Source organism: Pseudomonas graminis, assembly GCF_004364335.1.
Taxonomy (GTDB): domain Bacteria; phylum Pseudomonadota; class Gammaproteobacteria; order Pseudomonadales; family Pseudomonadaceae; genus Aquipseudomonas; species Aquipseudomonas graminis_D.
Window position 1 is genome coordinate 282,249 of the sequence record NZ_SOCR01000005.1, and the last position, 21,661, is coordinate 303,909.

At 60.6% G+C, this 21,661-nt stretch carries 19 protein-coding genes; 9 read left to right on the forward strand and 10 right to left on the reverse strand.

Annotation, left to right across the window (positions count from 1 at the left end; all coding sequences use genetic code 11):
- The first annotated feature begins 262 nt into the window (after positions 1–262).
- Positions 263–664 (forward strand): acyl-CoA thioesterase, encoded by a 402-nt coding sequence (locus EC919_RS11235; protein WP_093466337.1) that lies wholly within the window; start codon positions 263–265, stop codon positions 662–664.
- A gap of 106 nt (positions 665–770) precedes the next feature.
- Positions 771–1,682, forward strand: coding sequence for a D-hexose-6-phosphate mutarotase (locus EC919_RS11240; protein WP_133773906.1), 912 nt, complete (start codon positions 771–773; stop codon positions 1,680–1,682).
- 155 nt (positions 1,683–1,837) lie between these two features.
- On the opposite strand, the gene EC919_RS11245 is transcribed toward EC919_RS11240, so the two are convergent.
- From EC919_RS11245 to EC919_RS11265, 5 genes are all read right to left on the reverse strand, one after another.
- A complete protein-coding gene (locus EC919_RS11245) occupies positions 1,838–2,374 on the reverse strand; it encodes a DUF3299 domain-containing protein (protein ID WP_133773908.1) in 537 nt (178 codons plus the stop codon).
- Between the two features lie 79 nt (positions 2,375–2,453).
- Positions 2,454–2,699, reverse strand: a complete 246-nt coding sequence (locus EC919_RS11250) for a GlsB/YeaQ/YmgE family stress response membrane protein (RefSeq protein ID WP_037016790.1) — start codon at positions 2,697–2,699, stop codon at positions 2,454–2,456.
- 116 nt (positions 2,700–2,815) lie between these two features.
- On the reverse strand, positions 2,816–3,898 hold the full coding sequence (locus tag EC919_RS11255) for a 5-(carboxyamino)imidazole ribonucleotide synthase (RefSeq protein ID WP_133773910.1): 1,083 nt from the start codon (positions 3,896–3,898) through the stop codon (positions 2,816–2,818).
- A 7-nt stretch (positions 3,899–3,905) separates the two neighbouring features.
- On the reverse strand, positions 3,906–4,397 hold the full coding sequence (gene purE, locus EC919_RS11260; protein ID WP_065988179.1) for a 5-(carboxyamino)imidazole ribonucleotide mutase: 492 nt from the start codon (positions 4,395–4,397) through the stop codon (positions 3,906–3,908).
- Between the two features lie 211 nt (positions 4,398–4,608).
- Positions 4,609–5,520 carry a LysR substrate-binding domain-containing protein gene (locus EC919_RS11265; RefSeq protein ID WP_133773913.1) on the reverse strand — a complete coding sequence of 304 codons (912 nt, stop codon included), beginning with the start codon at positions 5,518–5,520 and terminating at the stop codon, positions 4,609–4,611.
- A 212-nt stretch (positions 5,521–5,732) separates the two neighbouring features.
- Between EC919_RS11265 and EC919_RS11270 the strand changes: the two genes are divergently transcribed.
- The 3 genes from EC919_RS11270 (at position 5,733) to EC919_RS11280 (ending at position 9,843) form a co-directional block, all read left to right on the forward strand.
- Positions 5,733–7,157: an aspartate ammonia-lyase gene (locus tag EC919_RS11270; RefSeq protein ID WP_133773915.1), complete on the forward strand. Its 1,425-nt coding sequence runs from the start codon at positions 5,733–5,735 to the stop codon at positions 7,155–7,157.
- A gap of 199 nt (positions 7,158–7,356) precedes the next feature.
- Positions 7,357–8,811, forward strand: a complete 1,455-nt coding sequence (locus EC919_RS11275) for an alanine/glycine:cation symporter family protein (RefSeq protein WP_133773917.1) — start codon at positions 7,357–7,359, stop codon at positions 8,809–8,811.
- A gap of 30 nt (positions 8,812–8,841) precedes the next feature.
- On the forward strand, positions 8,842–9,843 hold the full coding sequence (locus tag EC919_RS11280) for an asparaginase (RefSeq protein WP_133773919.1): 1,002 nt from the start codon (positions 8,842–8,844) through the stop codon (positions 9,841–9,843).
- A 270-nt stretch (positions 9,844–10,113) separates the two neighbouring features.
- On the opposite strand, the gene EC919_RS11285 is transcribed toward EC919_RS11280, so the two are convergent.
- Entirely contained in the window at positions 10,114–10,983 is an 870-nt protein-coding gene (locus tag EC919_RS11285) for a bestrophin family protein (protein ID WP_432213808.1), read from the reverse strand.
- Positions 10,984–11,252: 269 nt separating this feature from the next.
- Between EC919_RS11285 and tkt the strand changes: the two genes are divergently transcribed.
- Positions 11,253–13,364 carry a transketolase gene (tkt, locus tag EC919_RS11290; protein WP_133773922.1) on the forward strand — a complete coding sequence of 704 codons (2,112 nt, stop codon included), beginning with the start codon at positions 11,253–11,255 and terminating at the stop codon, positions 13,362–13,364.
- Between the two features lie 69 nt (positions 13,365–13,433).
- On the opposite strand, the gene EC919_RS11295 is transcribed toward tkt, so the two are convergent.
- The gene (locus EC919_RS11295; protein WP_133773924.1) at positions 13,434–14,645 is read right to left on the reverse strand and encodes a YeeE/YedE family protein; all 1,212 of its coding nucleotides are present in this window, start codon (positions 14,643–14,645) and stop codon (positions 13,434–13,436) included.
- An 85-nt stretch (positions 14,646–14,730) separates the two neighbouring features.
- On the reverse strand, positions 14,731–16,278 hold the full coding sequence (locus tag EC919_RS11300; RefSeq protein WP_133773926.1) for a PLP-dependent aminotransferase family protein: 1,548 nt from the start codon (positions 16,276–16,278) through the stop codon (positions 14,731–14,733).
- A gap of 89 nt (positions 16,279–16,367) precedes the next feature.
- Between EC919_RS11300 and EC919_RS11305 the strand changes: the two genes are divergently transcribed.
- From EC919_RS11305 to EC919_RS11315, 3 genes are read left to right on the forward strand one after another with little or no spacing between them, the layout of a single operon-like run.
- On the forward strand, positions 16,368–17,009 hold the full coding sequence (locus EC919_RS11305) for an FMN-binding negative transcriptional regulator (RefSeq protein ID WP_133773928.1): 642 nt from the start codon (positions 16,368–16,370) through the stop codon (positions 17,007–17,009).
- Positions 17,002–17,448 (forward strand): GNAT family N-acetyltransferase, encoded by a 447-nt coding sequence (locus EC919_RS11310; RefSeq protein ID WP_133773930.1) that lies wholly within the window; start codon positions 17,002–17,004, stop codon positions 17,446–17,448. The genes EC919_RS11305 and EC919_RS11310 overlap by 8 nt, the downstream gene beginning before the upstream one ends.
- A 17-nt stretch (positions 17,449–17,465) precedes the next feature.
- Positions 17,466–18,137, forward strand: a complete 672-nt coding sequence (locus EC919_RS11315) for a GNAT family N-acetyltransferase (RefSeq protein WP_133773932.1) — start codon at positions 17,466–17,468, stop codon at positions 18,135–18,137.
- A 133-nt stretch (positions 18,138–18,270) separates the two neighbouring features.
- Here EC919_RS11315 and oadA read toward each other — a convergent pair whose 3' ends face one another.
- Both oadA and EC919_RS11325 read right to left on the reverse strand, forming a co-directional pair.
- Positions 18,271–20,079 carry a sodium-extruding oxaloacetate decarboxylase subunit alpha gene (gene oadA / locus EC919_RS11320; RefSeq protein ID WP_133773934.1) on the reverse strand — a complete coding sequence of 603 codons (1,809 nt, stop codon included), beginning with the start codon at positions 20,077–20,079 and terminating at the stop codon, positions 18,271–18,273.
- 103 nt (positions 20,080–20,182) lie between these two features.
- Positions 20,183–21,598, reverse strand: a complete 1,416-nt coding sequence (locus EC919_RS11325) for an acetyl-CoA carboxylase biotin carboxylase subunit (RefSeq protein WP_074885974.1) — start codon at positions 21,596–21,598, stop codon at positions 20,183–20,185.
- Between the last annotated feature and the right edge of the window lie 63 nt (positions 21,599–21,661).

A 21,661-nucleotide genomic window follows, 5' to 3' on the forward strand; every position in this document is an offset into this window, starting at 1 on the left:
GTGCCAAAAATGGCGTAGTGCGCCAGGTCGGTCCGGCACGATAGCAAATTGCGTACAAATGCACATGGATTGCAATGGCGCGAAGGCATTATGAAAAAGCGGCGGTCGTTTCATGACGGCGCGCCCGATATACTCGCCGGCCACGACTCAGCCGGTCTCTTCAGGGAAGTTGTGCGAAGCCATTTGCCCAAGTCGTTTTCGCAGAGTTTCCCTTTAAACGAAATGAAGACTTAGTAGAGTCATGGGTCAGAGGGACCCAAAAATGATTGAGCTCGAACAAGAAGATCCAATACCGCAGGGCGATCTTGCCTTGCAGATTACCGCCCTGCCTCGCGAAACAAACGGCTTCGGCGATATATTCGGCGGCTGGCTGGTTGCCCAGATGGACCTTGCCGGTACGGCTATGGCAAGCAAGGTGGCAGGTGGCCGTGTGGCGACTGTTGCCATCGACCGCATGGCGTTCCTCGTGCCCGTCGCGGTGGGCGCGCAGTTGTCGTTCTATACCCAGACCCTGGAAATCGGCCGCAGCTCGATCCAGATGATGGTCGAGGTATGGAGCGATGATCCGCTGTCCAGCGAATGGCGCAAGGTGACCGAAGCCGTGTTCGTTTTCGTAGCGATCGACGGCAGCGGCCGTACCCGTTCGGTGCCGGCTCGACGCTGATCCTTAAGCCTGGGTGGGCGGATGTGTCCGCCCTTGGCTTTGCGCAACAAACTCATCAAGCTTGGCGCAGTCTGATTCAGTCACTGTCCTTCGAGTGAGAACCCCCATGCCCACATCAAATGTCGAATCCTTCCAGCTCGGTGAGCTTAATTGCTGGCGCATCCGCCACGGCCAGGCCGAATTGGTGATCGCCCAACAAGGCGCGCACATCATTAGTTATCAGGTAGACGGCGATGAGCCGCTGATCTGGTCCAACCCGGGCGCGCTGTTCAAATCGGGCAAGCCTATTCGCGGCGGGATGCCGATCTGCTGGCCGTGGTTTGGCAATTTCCAGAAAAACCCGTTCAGCGTGCAGGCCATGCGCGAGAGCGACGAGCCGGCAAAGGCCCACGGTGAAGTCCGGGCGATTGACTGGGAGTTGATGGGTGTGGGTGAGGACGGCGACGCATTAATCGTCGAATTCATCCAGCCCCAGGCCGAAGGACAGTTGCCGGGCTGGCCGCATACCGTCGGCCTGAAACTGCACATCCGCCTGGATGCCGCGCTGAATGTCAGCTTGGTGAGCTTCAACGCTGGCGCTGAAGACGTCACGCTCAGTCAGGCGCTGCACAGTTATTTCGCGGTGAGTGATGTGAGTCAGATCAGCATCGAAGGGCTGGATGGCGTCGAGTACCTGAACACACTGGAAAGCTGGGACACCCAGAACGTCCAGGTGGGTGACATCAGGTTCACCGGCGAGACGGACCGTATTTACCGGGACACGCCTGATCTGATCTCAGTGGTCGACCCGGGATGGAAACGCCGGATCCAGATCCAGACGACGGGCTCGCAATCGGCCATCGTCTGGAACCCGTGGATCGACAAGACCAAAACATTCGACGACATGCAGCCTGATGGCTGGAAGAGCATGGTGTGCGTTGAGACGGCCAACGTCATGACTGACGTCGTGACGCTCAAACCCGGTGATATGCACGCGCTGAGCGTCAGCATCTGGGCCGAGCCGCTGTCAGAAGCCTGACAACACTGCGCTATTTTGTAGGACCGGCTTCAGCCGGGAAAAGGCCTGCGTGCGCACCTTCGATTTTGTGGTGTGACACCCGACGCCTTCCCGGCTAAAGCCAGTCCTACAATGCATCGAGCCGGATCCATCGATCTGCACGCTGTGTCAGCGAACTACAAATCCGCCTCAACCACCACACGCACATTCGACGCGTCCAGCGCATAGGCGGCGTCGGCGAGGTCGTTGCTGACCTTCTCCACCTTCAACGTGCCGATGACCCACAACGGGGTGTAGATGTCGGATATCTTCAAACCTTTCGGATAACGCACCAACACCAGCTGATTCGGCGGCGGTGGCGGCACGTGGATACAGGCGCCAGGGTACGGGACGAGGAAGAACAGCGTGCTGTGGCCCTTCGCGTCAGTTTCCAGCGGCACTGGATAGCCACCCAGGCGGATGGTTTTGTCATTCATCGACGCGACGGTTTTGGTGGAGTACATAACGGCAGGCAAGCCCTTGCTCTGCTTCAAACCGCCCTTGCTGTCGAACGTGCCCTGGCCTTCCGGCGAGTTGTGATCGATTTCGGGCATGGCTTCGAGGGCTTTCTGATCCGACTTCGGCATCAGTTCAAGCCAGTCGGTTTCGGGTAATTCCGCGGCGCGTACCAGTCCGCAGACTAGCAGCAGTGAAACGAAGAGGAGATGACGCATTGGAGATGCTCGGCGGGAGGAATTGAGTGCCGGGCATTCTAGCCCTCTGCGCAGCAATAGCGCAGAGGGCCAGGCTTGCTTAACGCTTTTTAATCATGCCGTAGATCACCAGCAGGATGATCGCGCCGACGAGCGCACCAAGGAAACCTGCACCCTCGCCTGCGCGGTAGATACCCAGCGCCTGGCCACCATAAGTAGCGGCCAACGAACCACAGATGCCGAGCAGGATGGTCATGATCCAGCCCATGCTGTCGTCGCCTGGCTTCAGAAAGCGCGCCAGCAGACCTACGATCAAGCCGATGAAGATGGTTCCGATGATTCCCATGCCATGTCCCTCTGTTTGAATGAATATGCAAATAGCCTAGCTAGCTATCGGCAACACGCTATGAGAGGGGCAGCGGTGGCGAATGGTTCAACAGGATGTGCAGGACACCGCTATGATCAGTTTTTGATCAAGGCTTCGACCCGTTTTACCTGACGATCCAGCGTTGCGCGGTCTTTGCTGCGCACGGTGGCGTGGCCGACCTTGCGCCCGGCCTTGAAGGCCTTGCCGTAGTGATGCAAATGGCAGTCTTCGACGGCGATGACCTCGCTTACAGCGGGCACTTCACCGATGAAGTTGAGCATCGCGCTTTCGCCGACCTTGGCCGTCGACCCCAGCGGCAGCCCGGCAACGGCGCGCAGATGGTTCTCGAACTGGCTGCACTCGGCGCCTTCGGTAGTCCAATGGCCCGAGTTGTGGACGCGCGGGGCGATTTCGTTGGCTTTCAGGCCGCCATCGACTTCGAAGAATTCAAAGGCCAGAACGCCCACATAATCCAGCTGCTTGAGCACGCGCCCGGCGTAATCCTCAGCCAGCGCCTGCAGCGGGTGATCGGTGCTGGCGATGGACAGGCGCAGAATGCCGCTGTCGTGAGTGTTGTGTACCAACGGATAGAAGCGGGTCTCGCCATCGCGGGCACGCACAGCGATCAGCGAGACTTCGCCAGTGAACGGCACGAAGCCCTCCAGCAGGCACGGCACGCTGCCCAGTTCGGCGAAAGTGCCGCTCACATCTTCAGGAGTGCGCAGGACTTTCTGGCCCTTGCCGTCGTAACCCAGCGTGCGGGTTTTCAGCACGGCCGGCAGACCAATGCTGGCCACCGCAGCGTCCAGATCCGCCTGGGACTGGATGTCGGCGAACGCCGGCGTCGGAATGCCGAGGTCTTTGAACATGCTTTTTTCAAACCAGCGATCGCGGGCGATGCGCAGTGCTTCGGCACTCGGGTAAACCGGCACGAACTGCGACAGGAAGGCAACGGTTTCAGCCGGCACGCTTTCGAATTCGAAGGTGACCAGATCAACATCATTGGCCAGCTGGCGCAGCTGTTCCTGATCGCCGTAATCGGCGAGCAGGTGCTCGCCAAGCGCAGCGGCGCAGGCGTCCGGCGCGGGGTCAAGGAAGGCGAAGCTCATGCCCAGCGGGGTGCCCGCCAGTGCCAACATGCGACCCAACTGGCCGCCACCGATTACGCCGATCTTCATGAAAACCTCAGGCCTCGCGTGGGTCTGGATTGTCCAGAACGCTGTCTGTCTGCTCAGCGCGGAATGTCTTCAGCACTGCATGGAAGTGTGGGTGCTTGGCGCCCAGGATACTGGCCGACAACAGCGCGGCGTTGATCGCGCCTGCTTTGCCGATGGCCAGGGTCGCGACCGGAATGCCGGCAGGCATCTGCACAATGGAGAGCAATGAATCGACGCCCGACAGCATGGAAGACTGAACCGGGACACCCAGAACGGGCAGATGAGTCTTGGCAGCGCACATCCCAGGCAGGTGAGCAGCGCCACCGGCGCCGGCGATGATCACCTCGATGCCACGGCCTTCGGCTTCTTCGGCGTACTTGAACAGCAGATCGGGCGTGCGGTGCGCCGAAACCACTTTGACTTCGTACGGAATGCCGAGCTTTTCAAGCATGTCGGCGGTGTGGCTAAGGGTGGACCAATCGGACTTGGAGCCCATGATCACGCCAACCAGTGCGCTCATCGTCGTGCCTCTCATCGGGCGCCCGCAGGCGCGGCTAAAAACAACAAGCCACGCGGGAGGACCGGCGTGGCTCGTCGTACAAATAATGACCAGTCGAACCGGCCGAAGGCCGCGGAGTATACCGCAAAGATTCTCGTTTGACAGACTGCCGGCGACCTCCCGTCAGCCAACCAAACCGGCCCATGGAGGCCCGAATTTGCTGACTTCCAGGTCAGGCAGCTGGCGAGGTGCCGCCCGCTTCCAGCTTGCGCCACAATAGCCGGACATTGGCCTTGCGAACCAACGCGCAGCGGTACAGCCGAATCTCCAGCGGGACGTGCCACTGAGTGCCGCCGCAGATGACCAATTCGCCTCGCTCGAGCTCCGCCGTCACGCTGAGCCTCGGCACCCATGCGATTCCCAACCCCTGCAACGCCATGCCCTTGAGGCTGTCAGCCATCGCCGTTTCGTAAATCGTCGTGAAGCGCACGCTGCGCTGGCGCAACAGCAGGTTCACCGAGCGACCCAGAAACGCACCCGCGCTGTACGCCAGCAATGGCACGCTCTGCTCCCCTTCCAGGTCGAACAGCGGCCGTCCCTCTTCGTCAGTCGAGCAAACTGGCAGCATTTCGGTCACGCCCAGATGCAGCGACGGGAAGATCTCGGCGTCCATTTGCAGCGCGGCGTCGGGGTCGTAGAACGCCAGCATCAGATCGCAGCCGCCTTCACGCAGCGCGTGTACCGCGTCTCCAACGTTGGTAGCGACCAGCCGCGTGGCGATGTTGAGCCCTTCGTTGCGCAGTTGCGCGATCCAGCGCGGGAAGAAGCTCAGCGCCAACGAGTGCGCAGCGGCGATCTGCATGACCTCGCCCTGCCCGCTTTCCAGATGGTGCAAATGACGCAGCACTTCGCCCAGCTGGTCGACCACCGTTCGGGCGGTGACGAGGAATAATTGCCCCGCCGCCGTCAGCTCGATCGGCGTGCGCGAGCGATTGACCAGCGTCAGCCCAAGCGCCGCTTCAAGGCTGCGAATGCGCCGACTGAAGGCCGGTTGCGTGACGAACCGACGCTCCGCTGCCTGGGAAAAACTGCGGGTCGCGGCCAGCGCACTGAAGTCTTCCAGCCATTTGCTTTCCAGGTTCATCGTTTTCTCCAGCCTCAGAAATTGCGCATTCGCGGGTGCGGACGGGAGCCTCATACACTGATTCACACGTTCGTAACAATCCCCGCGTCACTGCGGCATTATGCCGATTGTGCATAGGGCAGCGTTTTACAGCATTGGTCCAGAATAGCCCACAGGCCTAGTATCAAGGGCGTTCCGGCTTAGTCCGTGCCCATCTTGAGCCTTTCTCTATCATGTCCTCCGCTGCATCATTTCGCATCGAAAAAGACTTGCTTGGCGTTCTCGAAGTACCCGCTGAAGCGTATTACGGCATCCAGACCCTGCGCGCAGTGCACAACTTCCGCCTCTCCGGCGTTCCGCTTTCGCACTACCCGAAGCTGGTCGTAGCGCTGGCGATGGTCAAGCAGGCGGCAGCGGATGCAAACCATCAGCTGGGCCATTTGAGCAACGAGAAGCATGCAGGCATCAGCGAAGCCTGTGCACGACTGATCCGCGGTGATTTCCACGATCAGTTTGTCGTCGACATGATTCAGGGCGGCGCCGGTACCTCCACCAACATGAACGCCAACGAAGTCATCGCCAACATCGCGCTCGAAGCGATGGGCCATGCCAAAGGCGAATATAAACACCTGCACCCGAACAACGACGTGAACATGGCGCAGTCCACCAACGACGCGTACCCAACGGCCATTCGCCTGGGTTTGCTGTTGGGCCACGACGCGCTGCTTGCCAGCCTCGACAGCCTGATCCAGGCGTTTGCGGCCAAAGGTCACGAGTTCAACCACGTGTTGAAAATGGGCCGTACCCAACTGCAAGACGCAGTGCCCATGACCCTGGGTCAGGAATTCCGCGCCTTCGCCACCACCTTGACTGAAGACCTCAATCGCCTGCGCAGTCTGGCGCCCGAGCTGCTGACCGAAGTCAATTTGGGCGGCACCGCTATCGGCACCGGCATCAACGCCGACCCGGGGTATCAGCATCTGGCCGTTCAGCGTCTGGCGACCATCAGCGGCCAGCCGCTGGTGCCGGCTGCAGACTTGATCGAAGCCACCTCCGACATGGGAGCTTTCGTGCTGTTCTCCGGCATGCTCAAGCGCACCGCGGTCAAGCTGTCGAAGATATGCAACGACCTGCGCCTGCTCTCCAGCGGCCCGCGCACCGGCATCAACGAAATCAATCTTCCGGCGCGTCAGCCAGGCAGTTCGATCATGCCGGGCAAGGTCAATCCGGTGATTCCGGAGGCGGTGAACATGTGCGCCTTCGAAATCATGGGCAACGACCTGGCGCTGACCATCGCGGCCGAAGGCGGTCAATTGCAGCTGAACGTGATGGAGCCGTTGATCGCCTACAAAATCTTCGACTCGATTCGCCTGCTTCAGCGCGCCATGGACATGCTGCGCGAGCACTGCATCGTCGGCATCACCGCCAACGAAGTGCGCTGCCGTGAACTGGTCGAGCACTCGATCGGCCTCGTCACTGCGCTGAACCCGTACATCGGTTACGAAAACGCCACCCGTATCGCCCGCGTTGCACTGGAAACAGGCCGTGGCGTGCTGGAGTTGGTGCGTGAAGAGGGCTTGCTGGACGACGTCATGCTGGCGGACATCCTGCGCCCCGAGAACATGATTGCGCCGCGACTCGTGCCCTTGAAGGCTTGATTTTCCGGCTCTGCAGCACTTGCAACACGATCACCAGGCTGAGGGTCTAGACACCCCTCACCCTTTTGAGGGCCGGAAGCAAACGCTTCCAGGCCCTTTTTTTTGCCCAGTGTCATATGGGCTTGATGCAAACCGGATAAAGACTCCAATAACGCGCGCCGGTATAGTGCGCACCCTCTAAGAAAGCGAGGAAACACCAATGCTTGAAGTCATCAACGACTTCCTCTCGGGAAAAGTACTGATCGTGCTCATTGTTGGGCTCGGTGGATATTTCACGATTCGCTCGCGTTTCGTTCAGTTCCGTCACTTCTTTCACATGTTCGCCGTGTTTCGCGACAGCCTGCGCAGCAGCGCGGGCCAGTTGAGTTCATTCCAGGCCCTGATGCTGAGCCTTGCCGGCCGTGTCGGCGCCGGTAACATCGCAGGCGTCGGCATCGCAGTTACCCTCGGCGGACCAGGCGCGGTGTTCTGGATGTGGGTCACTGCCCTTGTCGGCATGGCGAGCAGCTTTTTCGAATGCTCCCTCGGCCAGCTGTACAAACGCTGCGACGCCGAAGGCCAATACCGCGGCGGTCCGTCGTATTACATTCAGCATGGCCTGGGCAAACGCTGGCTGGGCATGATCATGGCGGTGTTGTTGCTGGTGACCTTCGGGTTCGCCTTCAACGGCCTGCAATCCCACGCCGTGACCCACTCGCTCAATGACGCGTTCAAGATCTCGCCAGGCTACGCCGGCGTCGGTCTGGCGATTCTGCTGGGTCTGGTGTTCGTCGGCGGGATCAAGCGCATCGCCAAGGTCGCCGACCTGCTGGTGCCGATCAAGACGCTGGTCTACATCGCGGTCACGCTGTATGTCATCGGCGTGCAGTTCGAACACGTTCCGCACATGCTGATGACCATCGTCAAAAGCGCGTTCGGCATGGATGAAGTGTTTGGTGGCCTGATCGGCAGCGCCATTGTCATGGGCGTCAAACGTGGTGTCTTCGCCAACGAAGCCGGGCTGGGCAGTGCACCCAACGTGGCCGCAGTGGCTCAAGTCGAGCACCCGGTGGCGCAAGGTGTGGTTCAGGCGTTCAGCGTGTTTCTGGATACTTTCGTCATCTGCACCTGTACCGCGCTGCTGATCCTGCTGTCGGGTTTCTACACTCCGGGCTTCGAAGGCGATGGTATTGCCCTGACGCAGAACTCTCTCGCCGCCGTCGTCGGTGACTGGGGCAGGCTGTTCATCAGCGTCGCGCTGGCGCTGTTCGTGTTCACCTCCATCCTCTACAACTACTACCTGGGCGAAAACAGCCTGCGCTTCCTGCTGGGTGAGAACCGCAAGGCGATCTTCTTCTATCGCGTGTTGGTTCTGGCGCTGATTCTGTGGGGCGCCGTTGAGGATCTGGGCACGGTGTTCGCCTTCGCCGACATCACCATGACGCTGCTGGCCTTCGTCAACCTGATTGCGCTGGCGATGCTGTTCAAAATCGCGCTGCGGGTGTTGAACGACTACGATGCCCAGCGTAAAGCCGGCATCAAGACGCCAGTCTTCGACTCCAGCCAGTTCCCCGATCTGGACCTGGACCTGAAAGCATGGCCAAAGCCTGATGCCGCTCAGCCAGCGGCGCACACGCAAGCGACCGGCAGCAAACCCGTCGCGGACGCGCGTTGATCATTTGAACATCAATCCAGGGAGACAGGCATGAATCGCGAAAACCACGCAGCCCGCCAGGTGATGGTGCTGTATACCGGTGGAACCATCGGCATGCAGGCCAGCGAGAACGGGCTGGCACCTGCTTCCGGGTTTGAAGCGCGCATGGCTGAGCAACTGGCTGCACTGCCCGACAGGGTGGTGCCGCAGTGGTCGTTCCGCGAAATGTCTCCCCTGATCGACAGCGCCAACATGACCCCTGCCTACTGGCAGCGCCTGCGTGAAGCAGTGGTCGACGCGGTTGAAGCGCAGGGTTGCGATGCCGTGCTGATCCTGCACGGCACCGACACCCTGGCCTACAGCGCCGCGGCCATGAGCTTTCAGCTGTTGGGCCTGAATGCCCCTGTGGTGTTCACCGGGTCCATGTTGCCAGCGGGCGTTCCCGACAGCGACGCCTGGGAAAACGTAAACGGCGCCTTGCAGGCCTTGGGTCAAGGGCTTGCTGCGGGAGTGCATCTGTACTTCCACGGCGAGCTGCTGGAACCGACTCGTTGCGCGAAGATTCGCAGCTTCGGCCGTAACCCTTTCGCGGCACTCAATCGCTCTCGGGGCGGTGAGGCCGCATCGGCATTGCCGGCGGCACTGGATTATCGTCAGCCCAGGAAACTGGCGGATGTTGCCGTGCTGCCGCTGTTTCCCGGCATCGGCGCTGCCCAGCTCGACGGTCTGATCGACAGCGGCATTCAAGGTCTTGTGCTGGAATGCTTCGGCAACGGCACAGGCCCCAGCGATAACGCCGACTTCCTTGTCAGCCTGCAGCGTGCTCACCAGAAAGGCGTCGTCGTCGTGGCGATTACCCAATGCCACGAAGGCGGCGTCGAACTGGATGTGTATGAGGCCGGCAGCCGGCTGCGAGGCGTCGGCGTACTGTCCGGCGGCGGCATGACCCGCGAAGCCGCGTTCGGCAAGCTGCATGCGCTGCTGGGGGCTGGACTGGATGGGGATGAAGTGCGGCGGCTGGTTGAGCTGGATATGTGTGGCGAGTTGCGTTGAGGCGTGTAGTGCCAGTCAGCACGATCGCGATGGCTAACTCAATTCCGCTGTAGGAGCCGGCTTGCTGGCGAACCGGATTAATCGTTCACCAACAATGTGTCTGTATCATCGCTTTCGCCAGCAAGCCGGCTCCTACAGATCTTTCGAAATCAGGCTATACCCGCGCCGCATTTCGGGACCAAGGGGGGAGTTTTAGGGGCAACCCACCCTATCAATGTTTGGCACTCTCCCAAGCGTTGGTCAACGCTCCCTTGAAACAACGGCATTACCTTATCGCGGATAAGCCACCTCAACCGGCCGTTTATCCATCGCATCCTGCAGCATCGAATTCAGATTTCCGGAGATGTTTTCGCACAGCGCTTTCATCTGGATCTCGTGCTCGGAGGCTTTGAACGGGCTTTGCAGGTCGGTGCCGATTTTCTCGATTGCCAGCAGCATGAAGCCGACCACGGTGGACGCCAGCGGCGTAAACCATCCCAGCGTTTCCACCAGACCGATGGGCACGATGATGCAAAACAACGTGATGAACAGGCGCGGGAACGTCACGTACGGGTAAGGCAACGGGGTATTGGCGATGCGTTCCATGCCGCCCTGGTTGTTGGAGATTTCCACCAGCGTCGCTTCGAGCCGCTCAAGACGAATGCTGTCCAGGCGGCCGGCTTTGTATTCCTGGGCGATGATCGCCGCGGACTCATTGATAATCGCGTTGGGGAAGTTGTTGGTGCGCGTGCGGCGCTCGTACTCTTCCCGTGAAATCATCGCGGTTACGTGTTCGCCGCAATCGCTGCCTTTCAAATGGGCCGACAGGCATTCGACGTAAGCGACGTGCCGGCGTAACAGCGTGGCCTTGACCGGATTCAGACCTTCGTCGTCATCAATGAACGTCAGCACCTGCCGGGCGAAGCTGCGGGAGTTATTGACCAGCGCGCCCCATAACGTGCGCGCCTCCCACCAGCGGTTATATGCACTGGTGTTGCGGAAACTGGTCAGCACCACCAGCGCAGAACCCAACAGGGTCAGGGGCATCGATGGCAAGGTGATCTTGCGATCGAGAAACAGCATGAAGTCGACGGTGACGACAACATCCCATATCAGCAGCCAGAACAAGGACCAACCGATGTAGGTAAACGTCCGGATCATGGCCCGGTACTTCTTGACGATAAATTCCTGCAAAAGCCACCTCCGTCGCAATACGTTGAATCAGTCGGCAAAGGCTCGACCCAAGGCTTCGAATACGTGAGAACAACTTCGTTCGTCGCGCCCCGAGGGTATATGTAACCAAATACGAGCGGAAAGCTGAATCGCTTCTCCACCGAGTCGGCTAACAGATTGTTCATGGAACGATCTGAGCGTTCAGGGGCTCAACACCTATCTGGATGCTTCCGCTACCCGTCACGAGGAGAACGTTAATGAGCTCGTCTGCCAACTCTCACTCCACCGAACGATCAGGCGCAGTGCGCGCGTTTACGCCGCACAACGACCGCGACCAATTGACCATCAATACCATCCGCACCCTGGCCATGGACGCCGTGCAGAAGGCCAATTCCGGGCACCCCGGCACGCCGATGGCGCTGGCACCTGTCGGCTACACGCTGTGGAAAGATTTCCTGCGCTACCACCCGGAACATCCTGACTGGCCAAACCGCGACCGCTTTGTGCTATCGGTCGGCCACGCCTCGATGCTGCTTTATTCACTGCTGCATCTGGCCGGTGTGATCGAGATCGATGAGCACGGCAAACCGTCGGGCAAACCCGCGGTGAGCCTTGAGGACATCAAGCAGTTTCGCCAGATGGACTCCAAAACCCCTGGCCACCCCGAATACCGCATGACCACTGGCGTGGAAACCACCACCGGCCCGCTGGGCCAGGGCTGCGCCAACAGCGTGGGCATGGCGATGGGCGAGCGCTGGCTCGGCGAGCACTTCAACAAGCCGGGCGCGACGCTGTTCGATTACAACGTTTATGTACTCTGCGGCGACGGCGACATGATGGAAGGCGTGACGGCCGAGGCGGCTTCAATCGCCGGGCACCTCAAGCTGTCGAACCTGTGCTGGATCTACGACAACAACACCATCAGTATCGAAGGCCATACCGAGCTGGCCTACAGCGACGATGTGCAGAAGCGTTTCGAGGGCTACGGCTGGAAAACCCTGCACGTCAAAGACGCCAACGACGCCAGCGCGCTGGCAAAGGCGCTTCAAACTTTTCAGCAAACCAGCGATGCACCGACCCTGATCGTGGTCGACAGCATCATCGGCTTCGGCTCGCCCAACAAACACAACACCTCTGCCGCACACGGCGAACCGTTGGGCGATGACGAAATCAAGCTGACCAAAAAAGCCTACGGCTGGGATGAAAACAGCAGCTTCCTGGTGCCGGAAGATGCTCGCCATTACCTGCGTGATGCTCTGCTGGAACGTAGCGGCAGCGATTACGACGCATGGCTCGCAACCTTCAACCAGTTCGAAAAGGACCAGCCGGAGCTCGCCGATCAGCTCAAGCGCATGCGTGCAGGTGAGATGCCCGAAGGCTGGCAAGACAAGCAGATGAGTTTTGAAGCGGACGCCAAAGGCATTGCTTCCCGCGCTTCTGGTGGCAAGGTGCTGAACGCGTTTGCCGAGCAGATCCCATGGCTTATCGGCGGCTCGGCAGACCTTTCGCCGTCGACCAAAACCAACCTGACCTTTGACGGTGCGGGCAGCTTCGAGGCCGGCAATTACAGCGGCCGAAATCTGCACTTCGGCGTGCGCGAACACGCCATGGGCTCGATTGCGAATGGTTTGGCGCTGTCTTACATCCGCCCGTATACCTCAACCTTTCTGGTGTTCAGCGATTACATGAAGCCGCCGATTCGTCTGGCGTCGATCATGGAGTTGCCGGTGGTGTTCGTCTTCACCCACGACTCCATTGGCGTCGGCGAAGACGGCCCGACGCACCAGCCCATTGAGCAATTGACTCAGCTGCGGGCAACGCCGGGTGTGCTGACGATTCGTCCGGGCGATGCCAACGAAACGGCCCAAGCCTGGAAAATCGCGCTGGCGCAAACCAGCAGACCGTCGTGCCTGGTGCTGTCCCGCCAGCCGCTGCCAACCCTTGATCGCTCGAAATACGCCAGCGCCGAGGGCCTGACCAAAGGCGCCTATGTGCTGGCCGATGCGGTGGAAGGCAAAGTAGACGTCATCCTGATCGCCACCGGCAGCGAGGTCGGCATGACCGTTGCGGCGTTCGAGACGCTTAAAGCTCAAGGCGTTGCGGCGCGGGTGGTGTCGATGCCGAGCTGGGAGCTGTTCGAAGATCAGGACAAGGCCTATCGCGACGGCGTGCTACCGCCGGACGTTAAAGCACGTGTGGTGGTGGAACAGGCCGGGCCGGTGGGCTGGGATCGGTACGTCGGTCAGACCGGCGCCAAGATCGTGATGAACACCTTTGGTGCGTCGGCTCCCATCGAGAAGCTCCAGGCCAAGTACGGATTCACGGCGGAAAACATCGCCAAGCTGGCGAAGGAGCAGATCGCCGGTTAAACCCGGTGGATCAGCGCGCTTGCTCGCAAACCGCGTGCAAGCGCGCTCCTTTTCCCTTGGCTCACTCGTTCAGCATCCGGTCAAAACAGCGGGCCGACGTTCGCCTTCGAAGAAGACCGGCCGAATCCGCACCCCCACCGCGTTGCCCGCAAAGGCAGCGACCAGCCATAGCCAGCCGTGCAGGCTGCCTGAGGCGATGCCGCTAAAGTACGCGCCGATATTGCAGCCGTACGCCAGGCGCGACCCGTAACCCAACAACAGTCCGCCAATCACCGCAGCGATCAGCGAGCGTGCCGGGATTTTCAGACTCGGGGCGAATCGTCCTGCCAGGCCCGCCGCCACTGCGGCACCCAGCATGATGCCGATGTCCATCACGGTGGTGATGTCTTCCCACACCGGCGCGGCCAACGCCTTGGCATTCGCTGGCATCTGCCAGAACGGCCAACTGCCCACATCCACACCCAAGCCACCGGCGACTTTCGCCCCCCATAGCGCAAAGGCCGAGGTGATGCCCCAAGGGCGACCTGCCAATGCCAGTGTGGCGTAGTTGAGCAGCGCCAGGCCTACCGCCCCCCACACCAGCGGCCAGGGACCGCGGAGGAAGCGGCGCAAGCCAACGTGCTCACTGGTGACGGCCGCTTCCAGCTCTCCGTGCCGACGCTTTTCCAGTTTGACGGTGACAAAAGCAATGACTGCGAACAGCGCCAGGCTCATGAGCAGCGCAGGGATCACGCCGAAGCTTTTGACAATGGAGGTGGCGGGGAACGACGGCAGCGAGAACCACCAATCGACGTGATGGGTGGCGATCAGCGAGCCAATGATGAAGAACAGCAAGGTCACGAGCATCCGTGCATTGCCGCCGCCGACGGTGAACAGCGTGCCGGACGCACAACCGCCGCCCATTTGCATGCCGATGCCGAAGATGAAAGCGCCGAAGACAACGGACACACCGGCCGGGGCCACGAGGCCGGTCACCGGCGTGCCGAACAGCGTGCCGGCACCCAGCGCGGGGAAGAACAGCACCACCGCGACGGCCAGCATCACCATCTGCGCACGCAAACCGGCGCCGCGTCGCTCGTTGATGAATACCCGCCAGGCCGAGGTGAAGCCGAAAGCGGCGTGATACAGCGTGAGGCCCAGTGCGGCGCCAACGATCAGTAACAGCACTTGCCTGCCGCCAACGGCGGATTGCAGGAAAAGAGCGCCGACCACCAACAAAAGGAAGGCGATCAACGGCGCGCCGAGCTTGCGCTGCGGCGCCACAGAGAGAGGAAGACTCATGGGCGTATCTCGGAGAAGGATTGCGATGGGCGCGAGTATACGCCGGTGCCTGCTTGGTGACGCGCCAACGCCCCTGTCGGCTTGATCAAACCCGCCATGCACCCCGTAACCGCGCCAGCGCCGAGGCAATGTCGGCCTCGGGCACCGCCGCAAATCCCAGTACCAGCCCTGCCCTATCATCCACCGGCGTCTCTGACTCCGGCAGCCAATATTCACTCAACGGCGCGATCTCGACGCCAACACTTTCCGCTTTGGTGACCAGTTCCGTTTCGCGCTTCAGGGTGTCCACCGCGACGGTGACATGCAGGCCTGCAGCCGGCTTGATCATCGGGCTGCAACCCTCAAGCTCCTTGGGCCAGCCGGCCAGTAATGCATTGCGTCGACTCAACGCAGCCCGGCGCATGCGGCGGATGTGCCGCTGAAAGTGGCCCGCCGCGATGAACTGGGCCATGACCATTTGCGTGCCTACCTCGGAATGGCGCATGTCTACAGCCCGGCGCCGGCTGAACGGCTCCACCAGGTTGCCCGGCAACACCAGATAACCCAGACGCAGGGCCGGAAATGCGACCTTGCCGAAGGTCCCGACATACAGCACACGACCGCTACGATCCAGCGCCGCCAACGGCGCCAGTGGGGCGCCGCTGTAGCGGTATTCGCCGTCGTAATCGTCTTCGACGATCCAGCCTTGATTGCGCTCGGCCCACGCGAGCAGCTCCAGCCGCCGCGCGAGACTCATCGTCACGCCCAGCGGGTATTGATGAGAGGGCGTCACGTACGCCAACTTGCAGCCTGAGTCATCCAGAGCCGGGGCGCGCATGCCCTCGGCGTCAACTGCCATGCCCTGCAACTTAGCGCCAGCCACCCCAAAGGCATGACCGGCCGCGCGGTACCCCGGATTTTCGATGGCTACCACGTCGCCCTGCTCAAGCAGCAGCTGTGCACAAAGGGTAATCGCCTGCTGTGCGCCATTGGTGATCACAATTTGCTCAGGTACGCAGCGCAGGTCGCGGGATGTCCTCAAATAAGCAGCGATCAGCTCTCGCAGTCGCCATTCGCCGGCCGGGTCGCCGTAGCCCAGATGTTGCAGGCCCGGTTTACGCCAGAAAGCCGCGTGCAGCTTGCCCCACGTGTCGAAAGGGAACAGATCGAATGCCGGAACACCGCTTCGAAAGGCCTTCGGTAGGCCGCTTTTCGGCGGCCGCAAATGATGCTGATCAAGCGTATGCATCGCTGTGCTGTGGATAAGATTGTTGGACAGCTCAGCGCTCAGAAACGGGAGTTTTGTGGGTAAACCTGTTGATAAGCCTGGTGATAACCCTGTGGACAGGTGTGTGGATAGTTTTTTTGCAGCGGACGGTTGCTCCCTCAACAATGCGACGTAAGTGCCATCGCCAACACGGCTTTCGGTAAAGCCTTCCGCGTAGAGCTGGTCATAAGCGCGCATCACACTGTTGCGGGAAATGCCGAGGGACAACGCCAGATCCCGGCTCGCCGGCAAGCGCGTGCCTCCCGACACGCGACCGTCGAGGATGCGCTCGCGCAGGGTCTGGTAGAGCTGGCGGCTAAGACCATGGCGGCGGTTCAACTCGATGCCGGTGAAATCGAACGTGAGCGCAGGCGTGGGTGCGTGCATGGCATTGGCTCTATGAGATAGACCATTAATGGCTCTTACAACGAACCAATAGGCTGCCTAGGATTGGCTCAGCCGCCAAGGAAAATCTCATGTACACGCCCAGCTATTTCAAAGATGAAGACATTGCCAGCCTGCACGGGCAGATAGAAGCCACGCGCCTTGCGACACTGGTTACGTTTGACGAGACCGGTCTGCAAGCGAGTCATATCCCCCTGCTGCTCGAACCCACTCAAGGCTCGCAAGGCACGCTGTATGGGCATCTCGCCAAAGCCAATCCGCAGTGGAAGGCTCTGGAGACGGGCGCCGAAGCACTGCTGATTTTCCTGGGGGCAGACGCCTACATCAGCCCCTCTTTTTATGCGGCCAAGGCCGAACACGGCAAAGTGGTGCCGACGTGGAATTATCTGGCGGTGCACGCGTATGGCCGTGCCGATGTGTTCACTGACCCCGGGCAGCTGCTGCAGGTTGTCACCGGCCTGACCAACAAGCACGAAGCCAGCCGCGCCGAGCCTTGGGCTGTCAGCGACGCACCCGCCGATTACATCGAGAAGATGCTCAACGGCATCGTCGGCTTCGCGATCCCCATCGAGCGGCTTGAAGGCAAGCGCAAGCTCAACCAGAACCGCAGCGCCAAAGACATCGCTGGCGTCAGCAAGGGCCTGGCACTCAGCCAAGACCCATCCGATCAGAAAATCGCTCAATTGATGAGCCAGGGAGAATCGCGTGTCTGACCTCCACATCCGCCCCGTCACTGCCCAAGATCACGACGCCTGGTTGCCGTTGTGGCACGCCTATCTGACCTTCTACAAAACCACGCTGGCCGATGCGGTCACACAGAGCACCTGGCAGCGCCTGCTAGATGCGAACGAGCCGACCAATGCCGCCCTTGCCTGGCAGGACGGCAAGGCGGTAGGCATGGTGCATTTCATTTATCACCGCTCGAACTGGAGCATCAACAATGCCTGCTACTTGCAGGACTTGCTGGTGGTGCCTGAACACCGCGGCACGGGCGTTGGCCGCCAGTTGATCGAGTACGTCTACGCGACCGCCAAGCTGGACGGCGCCGACAAAGTCCATTGGCTCACCCACGAAACCAACGCCACCGCCATTCAGCTCTACGAGCACATCGCAGAGCGCCCGGGCTATATCCAATTTCGCAAACCGCTGTAAGACCAGGAACCCTCGATATGTCGGATCTTACACACTGGCAACCGGCCAAGCTGCCGGACACGCGCACGCTGCAAGGACGCTTTATTCGTCTGGAAAAACTCGACGCTGCCCGCCATGGCGATGACCTGTGGGAGGCCCTTGAAGGACCGGCCGCAGACCGCAAACTGTGGGATTACCTGTTCGTGGGCCCGTTTCCCGAGCGCGGCGCATTCGATGACTATCTCGCAGGACTGGAGGGCTCGACCGACCCATGGTTTTACACCGTCATTGATCAACAGACCGGCGCCATCGACGGCTTTCTGGGCTTGATGTCCATCGTCCCGAGCGCGGGCCGCATCGAAATTGGTCATGTGACCTTCGGCGCCTCGATGCAACGCACCCCCAAAGCCACGGAGGCGGTCTACCTGCTGGCGAGGGAATCCTTTGCGCTGGGCAATCGCCGTCTGGAATGGAAATGCAACGCCAACAATGCCCGCTCCAAGCGTGCGGCAGAGCGTTTCGGATTCAGCTTCGAAGGCACATTCCGACAGCATTCCGTGTTCAAGGGGCAGAATCGCGACACCGCCTGGTATTCGATCATCGACAGCGAATGGCCGGCTGTACAGCAAGCGTTTGAAGCATGGCTGGCTGTGGATAACTTTAAAAACGATCAGCAAATCAGAACGCTGGAGCAACTACGCGGCCACTGAGTGCGTCGAAACGAAACAGCCGACGGCGCCTGGCTACAGGCAAAAAAAGAGGAGCCACGAGAGCTCCCCCAGAGGTAACCGTTCAGCCTGCCGCGTCTGTGCGCGGCAGGCGGTCAATTTTGCAGCGGCAGTGTCAGCCCTCGATTTCGACCAAAATCTCGCCCGGGTTCACGCGATCGCCTTTTGCGACATGGATGGCCGCTACCTTGCCGGCCACCGCAGCCTGAACTTCGGTCTCCATCTTCATCGCTTCGGTGATCAGCACTGCCTGACCGGCGCGGACTGTATCGCCCTCCTTCACCAGCACGTCGACGATATTGCCCGGCATCGAAGTGCTGACATGGCCCGGTTTGCTGGCCTGCGCACGCTTGCCGATGCCACTGCCGACGAACTCATTGAGCGGCTCGAACACCACTTCTTCCGGCATACCGTCGATGGACAGATAGAAGTGTCGCTTGCCCTCGGCCTTCACGCCCACGCCGGTGATATCGACGCGGTAGCTTTCGCCGTGAACATCGATGACGAATTCGGTCGGTACGCCCTCGCCACCTGCTTTCGCCACTGCGCCAGGCTCTGGAATCGGCAGCAGCGGCTCTGGCGCCAGCGTGCCCGCCGCACGCTCTTCGAGAAACTTGCGGCCGATGTCCGGGAACATGGCGTAAGTGAGCACGTCTTCTTCGGTCGTCGCCAACGCGCCGATTTCGCCGCGCAGCTTTGTCATTTCCGGCTTGAGCAGGTCGGCCGGACGTACGTCGATCAGCTCTTCGTTGCCGATGGCCTGCCGGCGCAGGGTCTCGTCCACCTGCCCTGGCGCTTTGCCGTAGCCGCCAGTGAGGTAAAGCTTCACTTCATTGGTGATGGTTTTGTAACGCTCGCCGGCCAGCACGTTGAAAAACGCCTGGGTGCCAACGATCTGTGAAGTCGGAGTCACGAGCGGTGGATAGCCCAAGTCTTTGCGCACCCGTGGAATCTCGGCCAGCACTTCGCCCATGCGGTTCAACGCGCCCTGCTCTTTGAGCTGGTTGGCGAGGTTGGAGATCATGCCGCCCGGCACTTGGTTGACCTGCACGCGGGTATCGACCGCCGTGAATTCGCTTTCGAACTGGTGATACTTCTTACGCACCGCGTAGAAATACAGGCCGATTTCCTGCAGCAGTTCCAGGTCCAGGCCGGTGTCGAATTCGCTGCCTTTGAGGGCCGCGACCATCGACTCGGTACCTGGGTGGCTGGTGCCCCAAGCGAAGCTGGAAATCGCGGTGTCGATATGGTCGGCACCGTTTTCGATGGCCTTGAGCTGGCACATCGCGGCCAGGCCGGCGGTGTCATGGGAGTGGATAAACACCGGCAGCGACTGCTCGGCCTTCAGCGCCTTGACCAGTTCACCCGTGGCATACGGGGTCAGCAGACCGGCCATGTCCTTGATCGCGACGGAATCACAGCCCATCGCTTCCATCTCTTTGGCCTGCGCCACAAACGCGCCAATGGTGTGCACCGGGCTGGTGGTGTACGCAATCGTGCCCTGGGCATGTTTACCGGAAGCCTTCACCGCTTCGACCGCCACGCGCAGGTTGCGCACGTCGTTCATGGCGTCAAAGATGCGGAACACGTCGATACCGTTGTCCGCGGCCTTGGCGACGAAGGCTTTGACCACGTCATCGCTGTAGTGGCGATACCCCAGCAGGTTCTGACCGCGAAGCAGCATTTGCAGACGCGTGTTGGGCAGCGCCGCGCGCAATTGGCGCAGACGCTCCCACGGGTCTTCCTTCAGGAAGCGTACGCAGGCGTCGAAGGTCGCACCGCCCCACACTTCCAGCGACCAATAGCCGACTTTGTCGAGCCTGTCGCAGATCGGCAGCATGTCCTCGGTGCGCATGCGGGTCGCCAGCAGAGACTGGTGGGCGTCGCGCAGAATAGTGTCGGTGACGAAGATTTTCTTGGACATGTTCGGATCTCCTTTTAGCGTCAAGCGGCAAGCTACAAGCGGCAAGTAACAGCGGATCGGCTTCAACTTGCGGCTTGCGGCTTAGCGCTTGCAGCTGGCTTTTTTATAAGCCCGCATGGGCAGCAATGGCGGCGGCGATGGCCAGGGCCAGCTCTTCGGGTTTGCGCTTGATCGAGTAATTGGTCAGCTCGGGGTGGCTCTCAACGAAGCTGGTATTGAACTGGCCGCTGCGGAATTCCGGGTTGCGCAGGATTTCCTGGTAATACGCGGCGGTGGTCTTCACCCCTTGCAGACGCATGTCATCCAGCGCACGCAGGCCGCGGTCCATCGCCTCCTCCCAGGTCAGCGCCCAGACGATCAGCTTCAGGCACATGGAGTCGTAATACGGCGGGATGGTGTAGCCGGTGTAGATCGCCGTATCGGTGCGCACGCCGGGACCGCCGGGCGCGTAATAGCGGGTGATCTTGCCAAAGCTCGGCAGGAAGTTGTTTTTCGGGTCTTCCGCGTTGATGCGGAACTGCAACGCGAAACCGCGATGGATGATGTCTTCCTGCTTGACCGACAGCGGCAGCCCCGAGGCGATGCGGATCTGCTCGCGGACGATGTCAATCCCGGTGATTTCCTCGGTGATCGTGTGCTCGACCTGTACGCGAGTGTTCATCTCCATGAAGTACACCTCGCCCTCGGCGAGCAAGAACTCCACGGTACCGGCGTTCTCGTAACCTACGGCCTTGGCGGCGCGCACGGAGAGGTCGCCGATGTAAGCGCGCTGCTCCGGCGTCAGTTGCGGGCTCGGGGCGATTTCAATGAGCTTCTGGTTGCGGCGCTGGATCGAGCAATCACGCTCGAACAGGTGAACGACGTTGCCAAAGCTGTCGCCAAGGATCTGCGCTTCGATGTGCTTTGGGTTGACGATGCACTTTTCGAGAAAGACTTCGGCCTTGCCGAAGGCCTTGGTGGCTTCGGAAATGACCCGAGGAAACGCCTGTTCCAGCTCTTCCCGGCTGTTGCAGCGACGAATGCCGCGACCGCCGCCGCCCGACGTGGCCTTGAGCATGACGGGGTAACCGATGCGATCGCCTTCCACCAATGCTTCGGCGATGTCGGCAACATTGCCTTCCGTGCCGGGCGTCACCGGTACGCCGGCCTTGATCATGCTGCGGCGAGCTTCGGTTTTGTCCCCCATGCGGCGGATCACTTCAGCGGACGGGCCGATGAACTTGATCCCTCGCTCGGCGCAGATATCCGCCAGCTCTGCGTTCTCCGAAAGAAACCCATAGCCGGGGTGCAACGCATCGCAGCCGGTTTCAACGGCGAGGTTCACCAGCTTGCGCGGGTTCAAATAGCCTTCGAGGGGCTCCGAGCCGATGCCATACGCTTCGTCCGCACGCTTCACGTGGAGCGCGTGACGGTCCGCGTCGGAATAGATCGCCACCGAGCGGATGCCCATTTCGGCGCAGGCGCGCACGATCCGGACAGCAATTTCCCCACGGTTAGCGATCAGGATTTTTTTTATCACTGGTATTTCCTCGACCGATTAGCAGACGGACCAGATGGCTGGCCAATACCGCGCGACATTCCG